This window comes from Streptosporangium sp. NPDC001681, assembly GCF_040298085.1.
In the GTDB taxonomy this organism is placed as follows: Bacteria; Actinomycetota; Actinomycetes; order Streptosporangiales; family Streptosporangiaceae; genus Streptosporangium.
In genome coordinates, this window is the sequence record NZ_JBEOZN010000176.1 from 1 (window position 1) to 16,838 (window position 16,838).

The window sequence follows — 16,838 nt, forward strand, 5'->3', positions numbered from 1 at the left end:
GTCCACCTGGTGGCGACCTGCCACCGGGCACACGCCTCATCGCCCGATCAGCCGGTGACCTTCTCCACCAGATGTGACGGAAGCGGCTCGTAGCGGTCCGACCCTGGTGCACCTGCCGCTCTGACCCGTTCTCGTCCCCGGCCTCGGCCGGGGACGAGAACGGCCGTCGTTCCGGCCATGAGAGCGCCGGACTCGGGTGACCGGCGCTGCCGCAGGGGGCGGCCGCCCGGTCAGGTTCCCGCGGGGACCGGCTGCTCGGTGCCCAGGGCGGCCACCGCGCCGGCCAGTTCCTTGCGGAGTTCGTGGCCGCGCGTGGTGAGGGTGCCGATCGCGGCGATCCGGTCCTGGCCCGACTTGCGGGCCTTGAGGCGGTCGGCGGCCGAGCGGGCGGAGGCGGACTTCAGCTCGGCGCGTCTGGTCTCCAGCTCCCGGCGCCGCCGGGCCAGGGTGTCGTCGGCGGCCTGCTCGACGCTCACCCGCCAGGTGGCCACCATCCGCTCCAGGTCGAGTGTCATCTCCCTGGTGACCACGGCGAACTGGTCGCGCAGCGCCCCTCTGATCGCCGCCTGGCTGCGCTGCACCTTCTCCATCGAGCGCCGCCCCATGAAGATGGCCGCGCCGATGGCCGGGGCGACCAGGATGAAGCCCACCGGGCCGAGCAGGGCCGTGGCGAAGCCGCCCAGGGACAGCCCGATCGAGGCCGAGGGCAGCACGTCCCGGATGAGGTCCACGCTTTCCGGGGCCTCGGCGGCCATGTCGCCCTTGACCTGGACCTGCGACAGGTTGGGCATCGCCTGCCTGTCGGCGGTCAGCTCGACCGGGTCGAGGCCGAGATCGCGGGCGAAGGCGTCCAGCGTGGTCCTGGCCAGCTTCTCCACGTCGTAGACGATCTGCGACCAGGCGGCCTCCAGGGAACGCTGGACGCTCACCGGCAGCTCCGCCATGTACTGGTCGATCTGGGCCTGCTTCTTCAGCGTGGCGATCGTGTTCTCGTACGGCTGGCGGATCTCGGCCACCCGCGCGCCCACGATGCCCCCCACCTCGCGTCCGATGAAGGTGTTGGCCACCATGCCCGCCCTGCGCCGCGCGGACAGCTCGGCCAGGCCCGCCAGGTCGGCGTCCACCTCGGCGAGCCGGGCGGTGACGTCGCCGTCGTCGTCGGAGCCCGCGGCGACGTCGTCCTTGGCGCTGGTCGCCAGCGAGCCCAGCACCGACAGGGCGGCGGCGACCACCGTGGCGCCCCGCGCCGACTCCCTGCCCTCGGCGAAGGCGCGCAGGTGCCGCTCCAGCGCGTCCATGCCGCTGCGCGCCCGCAGCGTGTTCGCCCGTTCCTCGCGCCCCTCGCGCCTTTTGGCCTCGGCGGCCTCGGCGAGCTTGGCGCTCACCGGGATCCACGGTGCCTCCAGGAGCGGGGCCAGCGTCGCGGCCCTGGCGGGGTCGGCGGCGATCGCCTCGGTGACGAACGTCCTCAGGCGGGTCCTGTTCTCCTCCTGAAGGTTTCGCCAGTTGGTCGAATCCTCCACCTTGGTCAGCACGAACACGATCGCCTGGACCCGTTCGGCGGCCTCCGCGAGGAACTCCAGCTCGTGCCTGAGCACCGGCTGGTCCTGCGCGCTGAGCGCGAACAGCAGCGCGTCGGCCCGCTGGAGCATGGCCACGGTCACCTGCCGGTGCCCCACCGTCAGGCTGTCCACGCCGGGGGTGTCGAGCAGCCGCAACCCGTCGAGCAGGGGGTTGTCGAGGGTGATGTCCACGCTCACCACGTCGCGGCGCTTGCCCGCGTCACCGCGCATCGAGGCGTAGTCGGGGATCGACTCGATGGTGATCGGTGTCTGCAGCGGCCCCGAGTCGGTACTGCGGTGGACGACGGCGGCCAGCCGGGGGCCGCGCCGCAGCGACAGAAAGCAGTTGGTGGCGACGTCGGCGTCGACCGGGAGCAGGTCGGGGTGGCCCACCAGCGTGTTGAGCAGCCGGCTCTTGCCGCGTTTCTGTGCCCCGGCGACCACGATGTCGGTGCACTCGTCCTTCCAGCGGCCCGCGCACGCGGCCAGCACCTCCGCGAGGTCCTGCCTGCCGCACTGCCCGGCCAGCGCGTGGACCTCGTTGGCGTAGCGCAGCAGCCTGGCCACGGGGCCGGTCGGGTCGGGGGTCGTCATGATCCTTTTCTCCTGTCGGGGATGGATGGGGATGGGCCGGTGCCGCCTTTCGGCGGTGTCCCGCCTCAGGAACCGTCCGCGTGGTGCGACCAGATGGTCTCGTACGCCTCGCAGAGGGTCTCGGCCGCCCGTCGCTGCCGCAGGGGGAGTGGCCGGTGGGTGAGGGTGCGGAACCGGGCGCTCAGGGCGGCGGCGTAACCGGCGATCTCGGCGCGCGGGGTCCCGGGTGGCGCCCCGAGCTGGGTGGCCAGCTCGGCCCCGGAGAGCAGCAGTTCCAGCGCCCGCCGGTCGTCGGCCGGGACCATGGGGGAGGCCCGCAGCGTCTCGATCGCGGCGGGGTCCACGCGGACCGGCGGGAGCTTCTCGCCGCCCCCGCCGCCGGAGGGTGCCTGCTCCTCCAACGCCGCCGAGACGAGGTCCTCCAGGACGGTCAGCACGTCCCTGGCCCGGTGTCCGCCGGCACGTCCCTCGCTCATCATGGCGAGCGTGCGCCAGCGCATCGACGCCGCGGTGGCGGCGGCGGCGATCTGCTCGGAGGAGGCCCCCGCGGGCAGGCCGAGCTGCTCGGCGGGCTCGTCGTGACGGGCCAGGCGCAGCAGCTCGGCGGTCATCTCCTCGTTCAGGACCAGCGTTCCGCGGCCGAGCGCCTCGGCGGCGGTGAAGATCCGCAGGCCGCCCAGGGAGGTCGCGATCGGCCGGTTCTCGTCGAGCTGGGCCGCCAGCGCGTCCAGGGTGGCGCGGTCGGCCCCCATCGCCGGCGTTCTGGCGAGTGCGCGGAGCCGGGTCAGCGCGTCGAGTGCCTTCAGCTGGTCGGCGCGGCGGGCGAAGTGGGCGATGCCCGCGGCCACGGAGCCGGTCGCGGCCCGCCCCGCGGAGGAGTAGCCGGAGCGTTCCAGCAGGTGGGAGGTGAGCGCCTCGGGGGAGAGGGTGCTGGCCGCGCGCACCGCCTCGACCGCGCTGGTGATGCCGTAGCGGTGCAGCCGCTCCACCAGCCGGTGGCGCACCTCGGCCGGCACGGGTATCTCGGGCGCGGAGCGGAAGTCGTCCAGGTCCAGGAGGTAGTCCTCCAGGTCGTCATCGTCGAGCCCGGCCAGCGTCTCCAGGGCCGCCACCTCCTCGCCGCCCAGCGGGAGGGCCCGCGCGGTCTCGGCCAGCAGGCCGATCACCGGGACCACGTCGAAGACGGAGGTGCGCAGGTCCTCGTACCCCTTGGCGGCCAGCCGCCTGGCGGTCGGCCACGGGTCGCCCTCGTCGCCGCGCCGGTCGACCTGGCCGAGCACGGCGAGGGTGTTGACGCAGCTCATTCCGCAGGCGTCGGTCAGCCCGCGAAACTCCGCGAGGGTGGTGTCGTCGAATTTCTGGACGTAGCGCAGCACGTAGATCATCGCTTGTGCGCGGTCGTCCTCCTCACCGGAGCCGAACAGCATGCTCCTGGCCGCCCGCTCATTGGCGGCCGTCACCGTGTTCATGCCGGGGGTGTCGATGATGGTGACGGTGCGCAGCGACGGCAGGTTCAGGGAGACCCGCAGGCGCCGGATCCGGGCCACGTCGACGCCGAGCTCCGAGGGGAGCCGGTGGCCGGGCGACAGCCGGGAGTGGGCCACGCCGCCGTCAAGGAGCTCGATCGTGATGCGGCCGTCGTCCTCGCCGTACTCGTACTGGGTGACGACAAAGGTGCACTCACCGGCGTCCACCGGAGCGACGGGCAGTCCGAGCAGCGCGTTCACCAGCGTCGACTTGCCGCTGCTGACCGCGCCCGCCACGGCGACCCGCAGCGGCGCGTCGAGGCCGGCGCGCACCTGCGCCACCCGCTCGCGCAGCTCCGCGCCGGAAAGCCTGGCCGAGGTGGTGTCGCACAGGTGGCGCAGCAGATCCGCGGGTCCGGTGCTCACGCGTCACCGCCCTGGCCGTCCGGTGCGTTCTCGTGACCTGCCGCGCGGGCCGGGAGAGGCCGCGGGCCCGCCTGAAGGGCCGGGGTGAACCGGGTGCCCGTCGCGAGGTGCGGCACGCTGCTCTCGCGGGGCGCCGAGCCGCTCACCGCTCCGCCCCGGAGCCCGGTGAGGCATGGCGGTAGACGACGACCTGCGGTACGCGGATCACGTGCCCGCCGTCGGCGTACCCTCGCCTGACGGTCTCGGCGACGGTGTCGTGCAGTTCGGGGCTGCCGGCCGGCGCGGTGCCGAACGCCTCGTGCAGGCGCGGGTCGAAGCGCTGCCCGTCCGCGACGATCTCCTGGACGCCGGCCCGGTTCAGCGCCTCCAGCAGTGTCCCGGCCAGCCGGGGGTGGCGTTCCGCGAGCTGGTCCCGGTAGTCCACGCAGGCCCCGACCAGGGCCGCACGGCCGGGGTGGCCCTCGGAGAAGAGCCTCTCCACCTGCTGGGTGAGCGCCGGGCTGATCCCGCTCCCGGAGACCTGGGCCAGTGCCTCGGACAGCGGGTCCTCCGACGGGCCGGCGGGTGGGCCGGCGGGTGGGTCGGCGGCGGGTCGGTCCGGCACCGAGCCCGCCTGGCCCGCGGGGAACGGAGGCGTCCCTTGCGGCTGGGTCCCCTGCCACGGTGTCTCGTACGAGGCCACCTGCCAGGTGCCCGGCACGGGTGCCTGGGCGGGGCGGCGGTTGCGATGCCACAGATACAGGCCCGCGGCCGCCGCGGCCAGGGTGCCCGCCGCCACCGCGAGCACCAGGGGCAGCGGGAGGAACCCGATCGGCGTTCCCACCGTGACGGATTCCGCCTCTCCGGGGCGCAGGGAGCCGACACCGTCGCCTCGCAGGGATGCCGCGGGCGTGCCGACGGTCTCCCCTCGGAGTCCCGCCACCGCGCCGCAGCCGGTCAGTGCCGGCCAGGCCAGCAACAGCAGGGGAAGGAACACACGTCGGTTCCTCATCGATCGCCTTTCTCGTCGGCGGCCCTTGTGACCCGGATCCGGGGCCCCCTCCCGGTGAGGTCACGCGGGCTCACGCCGGTTCTTTCCGTCAGGCGGTCGGGAAGGGACCCGAGTACTCGGTGTAGTCGGCGACCCCGTCGCCGTTCAGGTCGACTCGGGTCTCGTCGACGTAGCCGTCGCCGTCGTGGTCGAGGTAGACGACGTCGGTGACGCCGTCGCCGTCGGTGTCGTAGCGCTCCTCGTCGGCGATGCCGTCACCGTCGGTGTCGATCAGCTGGGCGTCGGTTCCCCCGTCGCCGTCGTAGTCGACCAGGTCCGTGGTGGTCACGTCGAAATCGCTCATTGGTTCGTTCCTTTCCGGTGGTGTTACAGCGGATGAGAGTCACGCTCGCACCGGATTGTTGCAGCCGAATCCCAGATTTCTTGATGATTTTTAAGAAATCTGTCGGCTTGGCCGCCCTATAGGGATTAAAGGGCATAAAACGGTCAGTCAGCTGCCGTCGCCTCAGCTGAGCGCGCGGGCGGTGTGGATCAGCGGCACGTGGCTGAAGGCCTGTGGGAAGTTGCCGACCATCCGGCCGTAGCGGGGGTCGTACTCCTCGGCGAGCAGGCCGACGTCGTTGCGGAGCGACAGTAGGTGCTCGAACAGCTCGACTGCCTCGTCCTTGCGGCCGATCATCGCCAGGACCTCGGCCAGCCAGAAGCTGCACGCCAGGAACGCCCCCTCGCCGCCGGGCAGGCCGTCCACCTCGTTGTCGGCCGAGACCGGGTAGCGCAGCACGAAGCCGTCGACCATCAGCTCGCGCTGGATCGCCTCCACCGTCCCGATCACACGCGGGTCCTCCGGCGGCAGGAAGCCGACGATCGGGATCAGCAGCAGGGCCGCGTCCAGCTCGTTCGAGCCGTAGGACTGGGTGAAGGTGCCGCGTACCGGATCGAAGCCCTTGTCGCAGACCTCGGCGTGGACGCGGTCGCGCAGCTCCTTCCAGCGCGCCAGCGGGCCGGGCTTGCCGAAGGTCTCCATGTGCTTGACGGCCCGGTCGAGTGCGACCCAGCACATGACCTTGGAGTGCACGAAGTGCCGGCGTGGGCCGCGGACCTCCCACAGCCCCTCGTCCGGCTCGTCCCAGTGCTCCTCGACATAGGAGATCAGCTCGAACTGGATGGTCCAGGCCCGATGGTCGGACTCCAGGCCCGAGACGCGAGACAGGTACAGGGAGTTCAGGACCTCGCCGTAGACGTCCAGTTGGAGCTGGTCGACCGCGCCGTTGCCGATCCTGACCGGCCGGGAGTCCTCGTAGCCGGGCAGCCAGTCGAGCTCAAGCTCGGTGAGCCGGCGCTCCCCGGCGACGCCGTACATGATCTGCAGGTCCTGGCCGCGGCCCGCGATGGCCCGCAGCAGCCAGGACCGCCACGCGCGGGCCTCGTCCAGGTAGCCGGAGCCGATGAGGGCGTCCAGGGTCATGGTGGCGTCGCGCAGCCAGCAGTAGCGGTAGTCCCAGTTGCGCACGCCGCCGAGGTCCTCGGGCAGTGAGGTGGTGGGGGCGGCGACGATGCCGCCGGTGGGGGCGTAGGTGAGCGCCTTGAGCGTGATGAGCGAGCGGACCACGGCCTCGCGCCACGGGCCCTGGTAGCCGCACCGCTCGACCCACTCGGCCCACAGCTCCTCGGTCGCGGTCAGCTGCTCGTACGGGTCGATCTCCTCGGGCCTGGGCTCGTGCGAGGGGTGCCAGGTGAAGATGAACGCCATGCTGTCGCCCTCGGAGACCTCGAACCTCGCCTTGTGGGCGTAGTCACCGCCCTGGAGCGGGACGGGGGAGTGCAGCCACGCGGAGTCGGGTCCGCCGACGGCCTGCAGCAGGCCGTCGCTGCGGCGCACCCAGGGCACGATCCGGCCGTAGTCGAAGCGGATGCGGATCTCGGTGGCCATCTCCACCGTCCCCGACACGCCCTCCACGATCCTCACCAGGTCGGGGTTGGTGTGCCGGGTGGGCATGTAGTCGGTCACCCGGACCGTGCCGCCGGGGGTGTCCCACTCGCTCTCCAGGATGAGGGTCTCGCCCCGGTAGCGGCGCCGGGTGGCGTGGGGCCGCCCGGCGTCCGCGGGGCCGATCCACCACTGGCCGTTCCCGGCGTTGCCGAGCAGTGCCGCGAAGCACGAGGGCGAGTCGAAGCGCGGCAGGCAGAGCCAGTCGATGGAGCCGTCCCTGCCGATCAGGGCCGCTGACTGCATGTCGCCGATGAGAGCGTAGTCCTCGATCCACATGCCTCGAAGCTAACGCTTCGGCGCGCTCCCCGGGGGGCTGGAGCGCAACCGCGCTCCCGGACGGGTCCGCGGCATGAAGAACTGGGTCAGCGGCCCGATGGCGAGGGCGAACACCAGCGTTCCCACTCCCACGGTCCCGCCGAGCAGCCAGCCCGCGGCCAGTACGGTGACCTCGATGGCGGTGCGGGCCGAGCGGATGGACAGGCCCAGGCGGTTCAGGCCGGTCATCAGGCCGTCGCGCGGTCCGGGGCCGAGACCGGCGCCGATGTAGAGGCCGGTGGCCGCGGCGGTGGCGACGACGCCGAGCAGCAGGTACGCCCAGCGCGCGGCGAGCGCGTCCGGGGTCGGGGCCAGCCACATGACCGCGTCGGCGAACAGTCCGAGCAGGACGACGTTGCTGAGGGTGCCCAGCCCCGGCTTCTGCCGCAGCGGGATCCACAGCAGCATGACCAGGGCGCCCACGATGATGATCCAGGTGCCGACCGACAGGCCCAGGTGGATGGAGAGCCCCTGGTGGAACACGTCCCAGGGGCTGTTGCCCAGCTGGGACTCGATCTGCAGGCCAATGCCGACGCCGTAGAGGGCCAGGCCCGCGTACAGGCGGGTGAGCCGGTTGGGAAGGGAGCCGAGGGTGGGCAGGGAGGGTTCGCTCATGATGGCCCCAATCGTTCAGGCCGCCGCCTCCGGATAAAAGGGCCAATCATGAAAAGTGGCCTTATGGTGGTTGGTGTGGACCGGTATCTCAGTGGACCCCAGCTCGCCCGTCTCCTGGCGATCGCCCCCGGCGCCAGGCCGTACTACCGGGTGCTGGCCCAGAGCGTGCGGTCGCTGGTCCTCGACGGGCGGCTGCCGGTGCGGGTACGGATGCCCGCCGAGCGCCACCTCGCCGAGGCGCTGGGCGTCAGCCGCACCACCGTGACCGCGGCCTACGACCTCCTTCGCGAGCAGGGGTACCTGGAGAGCAGGCAGGGGGCGGGGAGCTGGACGGCGCTGCCCGACGCGGGCTCGCTGGGCGCGGACAATCCGTGGATCGCCGCCGAGGACGACGGGCTGCTGCCGATGCACACCGCGGCCCCGAGCGCGATCTCGACACTGCCCGAGGCGATCGCCGCCGTCACCGGCCAGTATCCCCGCTACACGCTCGGGACGGGCTACGACCCGCTCGGGATCGCCCCGCTGCGCCAGGCGATCGCCGCCCGCTACAGCGCGCGGGGGGTGGCCACCCGGCCGGAGCAGATCCTGGTGACCACCGGAGCCCAGCAGGCCATCCACCTGGTGACCACGATGCTGCTCTCGCGCGGGGACCCGGTGCTGCTGGAGTCGCCCACCTACCCGCACGCCATCGACCTGGCCAGGATGCGCGGTGCCAGGATCGTCGGAGTCGGCATCCCCGACGGGGGCTGGCGCCACCTGGACCTGCTGACCTGCGCGATGCGCCAGTCGGCCGCCCGCCTCGCGTACGTGATCCCCGACTTCCAGAACCCGACGGGACACCTGATGGACGACGCGGCGCGAGCGGCCCTGGCCGGTGCGGCGCGGCGCTACGACACGGTTCTGGTGGTCGACGAGAGCTGGTGTGAGCTGGCGCTCGACGAGGAGGCCCGGGCCACGCCGCTGGCCGCCTTCGACACCGACGGGAGGGTGATCACCATCGGCTCGGCGTCCAAGCTGTGGTGGGGCGGGCTGCGCATCGGCTGGGTCCGCACCACCGCCGCCACGGTCCGCCGTCTTGCCGTGCTCCGCGCCTCCATCGACATCGCCAGCCCGCTCTTCGAACAGCTGGTGGTGGCCAGGTTGTTCGAGGACATCGAGGGGGCCAGGGCCGAGCGCGCCCGCCTCCTCGGGGCCTCCAGGGACGCCCTGGCGGCCGAGCTGGCGGCGCGGATGCCCGACTGGAGCTTCGTTCCGCCCAGGGGCGGCGGCTCGCTCTGGGTGCGGCTGCCGGAACCTTCGGCCACCTCGCTGGCCGACGCGGCGGCCTGCCAGGGGGTCCGGCTGGCCCCCGGGCAGTGGTTCGGCGTGGACGGCACGCTGGAGGGGCGGCTGCGGCTGCCCTTCACCCAGCCGCCCCGGGTCCTCGTCGAGGCGGTGCGGCGCATCGCGGAGGCCAGGCTCAGGGGGGCGTACGGCACCCGGCCCGCCGAGCCGCTCACCCCCGCCCTCTGAGCCCGCCCCGGGAGGGCTTACCCGGAGGTGACGCCCCTGGCCAGCGGGGCCCGCAGTTTCAGCCGCATGGCCACGATGCGCAGCCCGAAGGCCAGCAGGGCGGCGGACAGTGTGGCCGGCCAGCCGTGCAGGTTCAGGGTGTAGAGCAGTGCCATGACCGCCGAGCCGAGCGTGGCGGGCACCGCGTACAACTGGCGGTCGTACAGCAGGGTGGGGACCTGCCCGGCGAGGACGTCACGCAGGATGCCGCCGCCGACCGCGGTGATGATCCCGAGCAGGGCCGCGTGCAGGGGGGTGAGGCCGAAGTACATCGCCTTCTCGGTGCCGACCGCGCAGAACAGTCCGAGGCCCGCGGCGTCCAGCACGTTCACCGCGGGCATCACCCGCTCCACCTGCGGGTGCCAGAAGAACACGATCACCGTGGCCAGCACCGGCACGACCACGTAGCCGATGCTGGAGAAGGCGGCGGGCCGCACGTTCAGGATCAGGTCGCGGGCGATTCCGCCGCCCAGCGCGGTCATCTCGGCCAGCACGGCCATGCCCACCACGTCGAGCCGCCTGCGCACGCCCACCAGGGCACCGGAGAGAGCGAAGACGAAGATCCCGACGAGATCGAGCACATTGTTCACCGACAAATCATCCCATGACCGGATATATGGGATTTACGTCAGGGGGGCGGGGTGGTGCTCGGCAGCCGGTGCTCGCGCATCATCGCATGGAGCCTGCCGGCGAACGCGAGCAGCACCAGCGACGCCACGACGGCGATCAGTGCGAGGGTCAGGAAGTACGCGGGCTCCGACATGTGGTTCTTCAGTCGCCCCGTCTGCCCGCCCACGGCATCGCCCACCGAGATGGAGATGAACCACAGTCCCAGCATCTGGCTCTTGAACGCCTCGGGGGCGAGCTTGGTGGTGACCGAGAGGCCGACCGGGCTCAGCGACAACTCACCGAAGACCTGGACAAGATAGACCAGCACCAGCCACCAGACCGAGATCCTCCCGCTCTCGGCCAGCTTGGCGGCCAGGGCCATGATCATGAAGCTCAGGCCGTTGATGAACAGTCCCGCCGAGAACTTGTGCGGAGCGGTCACCCGGTTGCCCAGCCTGACCCAGAGCGCCGCGAAGACCGGCACGAAGATCATGATGAACAGCGGGTTGAACGACTGCGTGGTGGCCGGGGTGATCCGGATGCCGAACAGTGACAGGTCCGTCTTGTTCTGGGCGAAGAACAGCAGCACGGTCGGCGCCAGGTCGTAGATCATCCAGAAGATGGCGGCGGCGATGAACAGCCAGATGTAGGCCTTCATCCGGGAGTGCTCGTCATCGGTCAGGTTGTGGCTGCCCAGCAGGATGTAGCCGAAGTAGAACACCGGCACGGCCACGATGAACAACGTCATCACGAGTGCGAAGGTGTCGAGGTCGAAGGTGCCCGACGCCGTCCAGACGGCCAGGCCGCCGCAGGCCACGAGTGCGGCGACGGCCGCCGCGAGGCCGAAGTGCCTGCGCTCGCGCGGGGTCAGCCGGTGTCCCGGCCGCTCGCCCACGTCCTTCAGGTGCCGCCTGCCCAGCACGTACTGGGCAAGGCCCAGGGCCATGCCGACCGCCGCCGCGCCGAAGCCCAGGTGCCAGCGGTTGCCCGAGGCGAGCCAGCCGACGACGAGGGGGGCGATGAAGGCGCCTATGTTGATGCTCATGTAGAAGATCGAGAACCCCGCGTCCCTGCGCGCGTCGTCGTCCTGGGGGTAGAGCTTGCCGACCATCGTGGAGATGTTCGGCTTCATCAGCCCGGTCCCGGCGATGATGAGGAGTAGTCCGAGCGCGACGAAGGCGCCGGTCTCGACGGGGATGGCCATGCTGATGTGGCCGCACATGATGATGGAGGCGCCCCACAGCACCGCCCTGCGGGCACCGAGCACCCGGTCGGAGATCCAGCCGCCGGGCAGGGCGACGAGATAGATGAGCGCGCCGTAGATGCCGACGACCGCCTGGGCGGTCTGCTGGCTCAGGCCCAGGCCGCCGATGGCGGGGGAGGCCGCCATGAAGGTGGCGAGGATGGCCCGCAGGCCGTACCAGCTGAAGCGCTCCCATATCTCGGTGCCGAACAGTGTCGCCAGGCCGCGCGGGTGCCCGAAGAAGGTCTTCTCGCGGGCACGTCTCCCCGATGGCATGCGCCCCCCAGAATGTCACAGCGTGATCAAGCAACAACTCTACGTGTGCATCCTGCCGGGGTGCCGAAGGCGGCCGTGCATTGTGATGTTTCTTCTCCCTTTCAGGGTCTTGTCCGGGAGGAACGGCGTGTGGTGCGATGCATGCCACTCGTGCAAGTAAGCACTTTCAGGAGGCTCTGTATGACCGGTGTCCTTGAGGAGCGGGCGGCCATCGAGAGGGAGATCGCGGGCCGGACGGTCTGCGATCAGCTGAGGGAGGCGGCCGAGAGTGACCCCGACGCCCCGGCGTACTCCGACCCGGTCGAGGGGGGCTGGTCCACCCTGACCTACTCCGAGGCCCGGCAGCGAGTTCTGGAGATCGCCGCCGGGTTCGCCGCCCTCGGGCTGGAGCCCGGCGAGGCGGTCGCGCTCATGATGGTGAACCGCAGTGAGCACGTGCTGGCGGACCTGGGCGCGGTGCACGCCGGCGCGGTGTCGTGCTCGGTCTACTCGACCTTCACCCCCGAGCAGGTGGCCTTCGTCGCCGGCGACGTCAAGGCGAAGATCGCGGTGCTCGGCGGACCGGCGGAGCTGGCCAGGTGGGAGCCGGTCCTTGACGACCTTCCCGAGTTGCGCAAGGTGATCGTGCTGGAGGATGCCCCGGCCGGTGACCGGTTCGTCTCCTGGGACGACTTCCTGGCCCTCGGCCGCGACCGGCTCGCGGCCGACCCCGCCGTCGTCGACGCCCGCTGGCAGGCGGTGACCGCCGACGACGTTCTCACGGTCCTGTACACCTCGGGCACCACCGGCAACCCCAAGGGTGTGCCGCTGACCCACTCCAACGTGTTCTTCGAGGTCGTGGCCACCAACAGGATGGCCGACCTGCCCAGCAAGGGCACCCAGATCTCCTACCTCACCTACGCGCACATCGCCGAGCGGGTGCTCAGCCTCTACCTGCCGCTCTTCAAGCTCTCCCACACCCACTTCTGCACCGACCTCGCCCAGCTCGGCGCGACCCTCGGCCAGGTCAAGCCGGTGCTGTTCTTCGGCGTCCCGCGCGTGTGGGAGAAGATGATGGCCCGCCTGCAGGCACTGCTGGCCACCCAGCCCGAGGAGCAGCAGGAGGGCGTGCGCAACGCCATGGCCGCCGGGCTCGCCTACATCGAGGCCAACCAGTACGGGCGTACCCCCTCGCCCGAGGTCCTGGCCGCCTACGAGCAGGCCGACGCGGCGCTGCTGTCGATCATCCGGTCGATGATCGGCTTCGACAACGCGGGCTGGCTCGCCACCGCGGCCGCGCCCATGCCGCTGGAGGTCCAGCGCTTCTTCGCCGGTCTCGGCCTGCGGGTCCTGGACGTGTACGGGATGACCGAGACGACCGGTGCCTTCACCGCCAACGCCCCCAACAGCTTCAAGCTCGGCACCGTCGGCCAGGCGGGGCCCGGCGTCGAGGTCCGCATCGCCGAGGACGGCGAGATCATCACCCGCAGCCCGGCCAACACCCACGGTTATCTGGGACGGCCGGAGGCCACCGCCGAGCTGATCGACGCCGACGGCTGGCTGCACACCGGTGACGTGGGCTCCATCGACGCCGACGGCTTCGTCAGCATCCTCGACCGCAAGAAGGAGCTCATCATCACCGCGGGAGGCGAGAACATCTCCCCGGCCAACATCGAGAACTACCTCAAGGAGCACCCGCTCATCGGTCAGGCCCTCGCCTACGGCGACCGCAGGCCCTACCCGGTGGCGATCCTCACCCTCGACGGCGAGGTGGCCCCCGGCTGGGCGCAGGCCAACGGCATCACGTTCACCACCCTGGCGGACCTCGCCGATCACCCCGACGTCCTCAAGGCCGTCGAGGGCGCCATCGCCGTCGCCAACGAGAAACTGGCCCGGGTCCAGCAGGTCAAGCGCTGGAGCCTGCTGCCGGTGGAGTGGACCGCCGAGACCGCGGAGCTCACCCCGAGCCTGAAGCTCAAGCGTCGTATCATCCACGCCAAGTACGCCGAGATCATCGACGGCATGTACGAGGACTGACCGCCGCCCGCCGCCCGCCGCCCGCCGCCCGCCGGCTCCGGATTCGGACTTCGGTCTCCGGCGCCGGCCGGGCGCCGCTTTGCCCAACGGGGCGTGTGTCCTCTACCTGCCTGTTACCGGCGGACTCCTAGCCTCCTGGTCATGACGTTGAGAGTCCTTCTCGCATCCCTGGCGGCCGGGGCCGTGGCCCTGCCGGTACCGGCAGGAGCTCCGGCGGCCGCAGCCGAGGACCTGACGATCCGCTCGGTGACCCTGCGTCCCGCGAATCCCGTGGTCGGGCCCGCCGACACGGTACGCATGGTGATAGAGGTGGTGGCCCGAGGCGTCATCGGCCCCGAGGGGGTGACGATCAAGGTCGAGCCGGGTGCGACCCCCGCTTCGAAGGGAACGTCCTTCCCTGTCACCGCGTCCCGCCCGGGCGGCGGTCCCGGCAGGGGCCCCGCCCTCGCGCCCGGTCCCGTACCCGGCCCGACCGTGTCCGCCCGCCTCGCCCCGGGCGCGGCGGGGATGACCGGGTTCCGTCCGTGGGAGGGGTGGGAGACCTGGCGGTTCGCGCCGGAGAAGAGCCTGAGCCGCTGGTATCCGGCCGGACCCTGGACCGTCTCCGTGACCGCGAGGGGCGCGGACGGCGCCGAGGTCACCGGACATAAGGGCTTCCTGCTGAAGCGTCTGACCAGGTTCGGCGGAGTCCAGGTGGCCCCAGGAGGCTCGGGGGTGCGCGTGACGGGCGCGCTGAACCGGGTCGACCCTCAGGGGCACCTCGACTACGCCCCCTTCCCCGGCCAGCCCGTCGAGATCATGCACCGGGCCGGCAGGGACGCCGACTGGACGAAGGCGGCCGGTGCCACGACCGACTCCCACGGACGCTTCACCAGGATGGTGGAGGGGCGTACCGGCGGTGAGTGGCGGCTCAGGTTCGAGGGCACGACGCACTACGCCCCCAGGCTGGGGGTCATCCACAAGGTCTCGCCACGCTGATGTGAGGTCACCTGCCGCCCCGACGGCCGCGCGTCCGTGACCTCCGTCCGGGAACGGAGCGGCGCGGAGCCCGGTGGCCGGGTCAGGCCAGGGCATGCACCGCCGCGCCGAACAGGGCGGGCAGCCGCCGGGCGGCCGGGACGATCAGCCGCCCCGCCGCCCGGTAACGGCGGCTGCCCACCAGCGCCCCGGTGAGCAGCCGATGCCGTCGCGACAGCCGTAGCCAGGCGGCCTCGTACGCCCCGGGGGCACCGGCCCGCAGGCAGTCGACCAGCAACCGCGCGGACGTCAGCGCGAGCGACACCCCCTCCCCGGTGAGCGCGTCGACGTAGCCGGCCGCGTCGCCGACCAGCAGCACTCGCCCCGCCACCCGGGCGCGGACCCGCTGGCGCAGTGGCCCCGCCCCGCGCACCGGGGTGGCTGCCGGTCCCTCCAGCCGCTCCAGGAGCGAGGGGAAGTCCGTCAGGTGCTCCGGATAGCCACGCCGTCGAGAGCTCAGCACGGCGACGCCCACCAGGTTCTCGCCCACCGGCGTCACGTACGCCTCGCCGTCCGCCGCCCAGTGGACCTCGACGAAGTCCGTCCACGGCGCGACCGGGTAGTGCCGTCGAAGCCCGTACCTGCGCGGCCCGCGGCAGGGCAGTTCCAGTCCGAGCAGGGCGCGCAGCGGGGAGTGCAGGCCGTCCGCGGCCACCAGCCAGCGGGCTCGCAGTCCCGCCGCCTCGACGAGACGGCAGTCCTGCCGCACGCCGTCCACCTTGCCGGGAACGACCCGCACACCCAGTTCCCGCGCCCGCAGGGACAGTGCGGTGTGCAGCGTGGTCCGCCGTACGCCCAGGCCGGAGCCGTCGCGGAACGCCGCCTCCGCCTCGTGACGGCCGTCCAGGTAGCGGATGCCGCGCAGCGGCCTGCCCTCGACCCGCACCCCCAGCGACCGCAGGGCCGCGACCCCGGTGGGCATCAGCCCCTCGCCGCACGCCTTGTCCACCGGTAGGGCCCTGGGCTCGACGACGACGGCCTCCATCCCGGCCAGGGCGGCGTGGATGGCGGTGGCCAGCCCGGCCGGCCCCCCGCCCGCGATCAGGACGTCGATCATGCCGGCGCCCGCCCGGTGGCGGGCGGTGCGCCGTCCGGTGTCGCCGTGGCGAGCGAGGCCAGAGCGTCCTCCTCACAGCGGATCCGCACCCTCATCAGCGCGGCGTTGAGCACCGTGAACGTCAGCGCGGTGACCCACGCGCCGTACACCAGCGGCAACGCCGCCCCCTCGACGGCCACCGCCACGTAGTTGGGGTGGCGGAGCAGGCGCAGCCGGTAGGGCCCCCGCTCCACCAGCGGCAGGCCCGGCACCACAATCACCTGGGTGTTCCACTGAGGGCCCAGCGAGACCACGCACCACCAGCGCAGACCCTGCGCGGCGACCACCAGGGCGAGCATCGGCCAGCCGAGCGCGGGCACGAAGGGCCGGCTGGCCAGACCCGCCTCCAGCAGGCATCCGGCCAGCAGAGCGGTGTGCAGGGCGACCATCCACGGGTAGTGGCCCCGCCCGTACGTCACTCCGCCGCGCGCCGTGCTCCATCGCGCGTTACGGCGGGCGACGATCAGTTCGGCGATCCGCTCAAGGCCGATGAGCAGCACAAGGAGCAGGTACCAGGACGACAGATGCCAGGACATCGGGCTCCTACCAGCGCAGCAGTACGAGTTCGGAGCAGAAACCCGGCCCCATCGCCAGGAGCATCCCCGGAGTGCCGGGCGGCGGTGGCCGCAGGGCGAGCGTGTCCCGCAGGACGTGCAGGACCGAGGAGGAGGAGAGGTTTCCGATCGCGGCGAGCGAGCGCCAGGTGAGATCCAGCGCGTCCTCGGGAAGCCGCAGCGTCTCGGCCACCGCCTCCAGGACCTTGGGGCCGCCCGGGTGGCAGACCCACGCCGTCACCTCCTCGCTGCTCAGGTCGTGGTCGGCGAGGAAGTCGTGCACGTCGTCGGCCAGGTAGGTGCGCACCACCTCGGGGACACTCGCGTCGAGCAGCACGCGGAAGCCGGTGTCGCCGACGTGCCAGCCCATCACGTGCTCGGAGCCGGGATACAGATGGCTGCGCGAGGCCACCACCGCCGGAGCCGCCCGTCCGCAGGGCCGGTGGGAGGCCGGCTCGCCGGTGGAGGGGGAGGAGCCCGCGGGCCCCGCGGGCCAGGCGGTCGCGGGAGCGCCCGC

General features: G+C 72.0%; 14 protein-coding genes. 3 read left to right on the plus strand and 11 right to left on the minus strand.

The genetic code is table 11. The features are described 5' to 3' along the window. Window positions 1-230: 230 nt before the first annotated feature. The 6 genes from ABT130_RS43190 to yczE all read right to left on the minus strand — a co-directional run bounded on the left by ABT130_RS43190 (window position 231) and on the right by yczE (window position 7,959). Complete coding sequence (locus tag ABT130_RS43190) at window positions 231-2,156, minus strand: dynamin family protein (protein WP_350919061.1); 1,926 nt, start codon at window positions 2,154-2,156, stop codon at window positions 231-233. Between the two features lie 65 nt (window positions 2,157-2,221). Then, entirely contained in the window at window positions 2,222-4,048 is a 1,827-nt protein-coding gene (locus ABT130_RS43195; protein WP_350965667.1) for a dynamin family protein, read from the minus strand. Window positions 4,049-4,190: 142 nt separating this feature from the next. Further along, a complete protein-coding gene (locus ABT130_RS43200) occupies window positions 4,191-5,039 on the minus strand; it encodes a nucleotide exchange factor GrpE (RefSeq protein ID WP_350965669.1) in 849 nt (282 codons plus the stop codon). An 88-nt stretch (window positions 5,040-5,127) separates the two neighbouring features. Continuing rightward, window positions 5,128-5,382, minus strand: a complete 255-nt coding sequence (locus ABT130_RS43205; protein WP_350919070.1) for a hypothetical protein — start codon at window positions 5,380-5,382, stop codon at window positions 5,128-5,130. 162 nt (window positions 5,383-5,544) lie between these two features. Further along, entirely contained in the window at window positions 5,545-7,305 is a 1,761-nt protein-coding gene (locus ABT130_RS43210) for a glycoside hydrolase family 15 protein (RefSeq protein ID WP_350965671.1), read from the minus strand. Window positions 7,306-7,314: 9 nt separating this feature from the next. Further along, window positions 7,315-7,959, minus strand: a complete 645-nt coding sequence (gene yczE / locus ABT130_RS43215) for a membrane protein YczE (protein WP_350965673.1) — start codon at window positions 7,957-7,959, stop codon at window positions 7,315-7,317. 48 nt (window positions 7,960-8,007) lie between these two features. On the opposite strand from yczE, the gene yczR reads away from it, so the two are divergent. After that, window positions 8,008-9,471, plus strand: a complete 1,464-nt coding sequence (yczR, locus tag ABT130_RS43220; RefSeq protein ID WP_350965675.1) for a MocR-like transcription factor YczR — start codon at window positions 8,008-8,010, stop codon at window positions 9,469-9,471. 17 nt (window positions 9,472-9,488) lie between these two features. Here yczR and ABT130_RS43225 read toward each other — a convergent pair whose 3' ends face one another. Both ABT130_RS43225 and ABT130_RS43230 read right to left on the minus strand, forming a co-directional pair. After that, window positions 9,489-10,100, minus strand: a complete 612-nt coding sequence (locus tag ABT130_RS43225) for a trimeric intracellular cation channel family protein (protein WP_350965677.1) — start codon at window positions 10,098-10,100, stop codon at window positions 9,489-9,491. A gap of 38 nt (window positions 10,101-10,138) precedes the next feature. Continuing rightward, the gene (locus ABT130_RS43230; RefSeq protein WP_350965679.1) at window positions 10,139-11,638 is read right to left on the minus strand and encodes a peptide MFS transporter; all 1,500 of its coding nucleotides are present in this window, start codon (window positions 11,636-11,638) and stop codon (window positions 10,139-10,141) included. Window positions 11,639-11,818: 180 nt separating this feature from the next. Here ABT130_RS43230 and ABT130_RS43235 point away from each other — a divergent pair, with 180 nt between their 5' ends. Together ABT130_RS43235 and ABT130_RS43240 are read left to right on the plus strand one after the other, a co-directional pair. After that, window positions 11,819-13,654 (plus strand): AMP-dependent synthetase/ligase, encoded by a 1,836-nt coding sequence (locus ABT130_RS43235; protein ID WP_350965681.1) that lies wholly within the window; start codon window positions 11,819-11,821, stop codon window positions 13,652-13,654. 141 nt (window positions 13,655-13,795) lie between these two features. Further along, complete coding sequence (locus tag ABT130_RS43240) at window positions 13,796-14,632, plus strand: hypothetical protein (RefSeq protein ID WP_350965683.1); 837 nt, start codon at window positions 13,796-13,798, stop codon at window positions 14,630-14,632. Window positions 14,633-14,714: 82 nt separating this feature from the next. Here ABT130_RS43240 and ABT130_RS43245 read toward each other — a convergent pair whose 3' ends face one another. The 3 genes from ABT130_RS43245 to ABT130_RS43255 form a co-directional block, all read right to left on the minus strand. Further along, window positions 14,715-15,728, minus strand: coding sequence for an NAD(P)/FAD-dependent oxidoreductase (locus ABT130_RS43245; RefSeq protein ID WP_350919091.1), 1,014 nt, complete (start codon window positions 15,726-15,728; stop codon window positions 14,715-14,717). Next, window positions 15,725-16,303 (minus strand): isoprenylcysteine carboxyl methyltransferase family protein, encoded by a 579-nt coding sequence (locus tag ABT130_RS43250; protein ID WP_350965684.1) that lies wholly within the window; start codon window positions 16,301-16,303, stop codon window positions 15,725-15,727. Before ABT130_RS43250 ends, ABT130_RS43245 begins: the two co-directional genes overlap by 4 nt. Before the next feature lie 7 nt (window positions 16,304-16,310). Continuing rightward, window positions 16,311-16,838: 3-oxoacyl-[acyl-carrier-protein] synthase III C-terminal domain-containing protein (locus ABT130_RS43255; protein WP_350965686.1), on the minus strand; the 528-nt coding region annotated here is incomplete at its 5' end.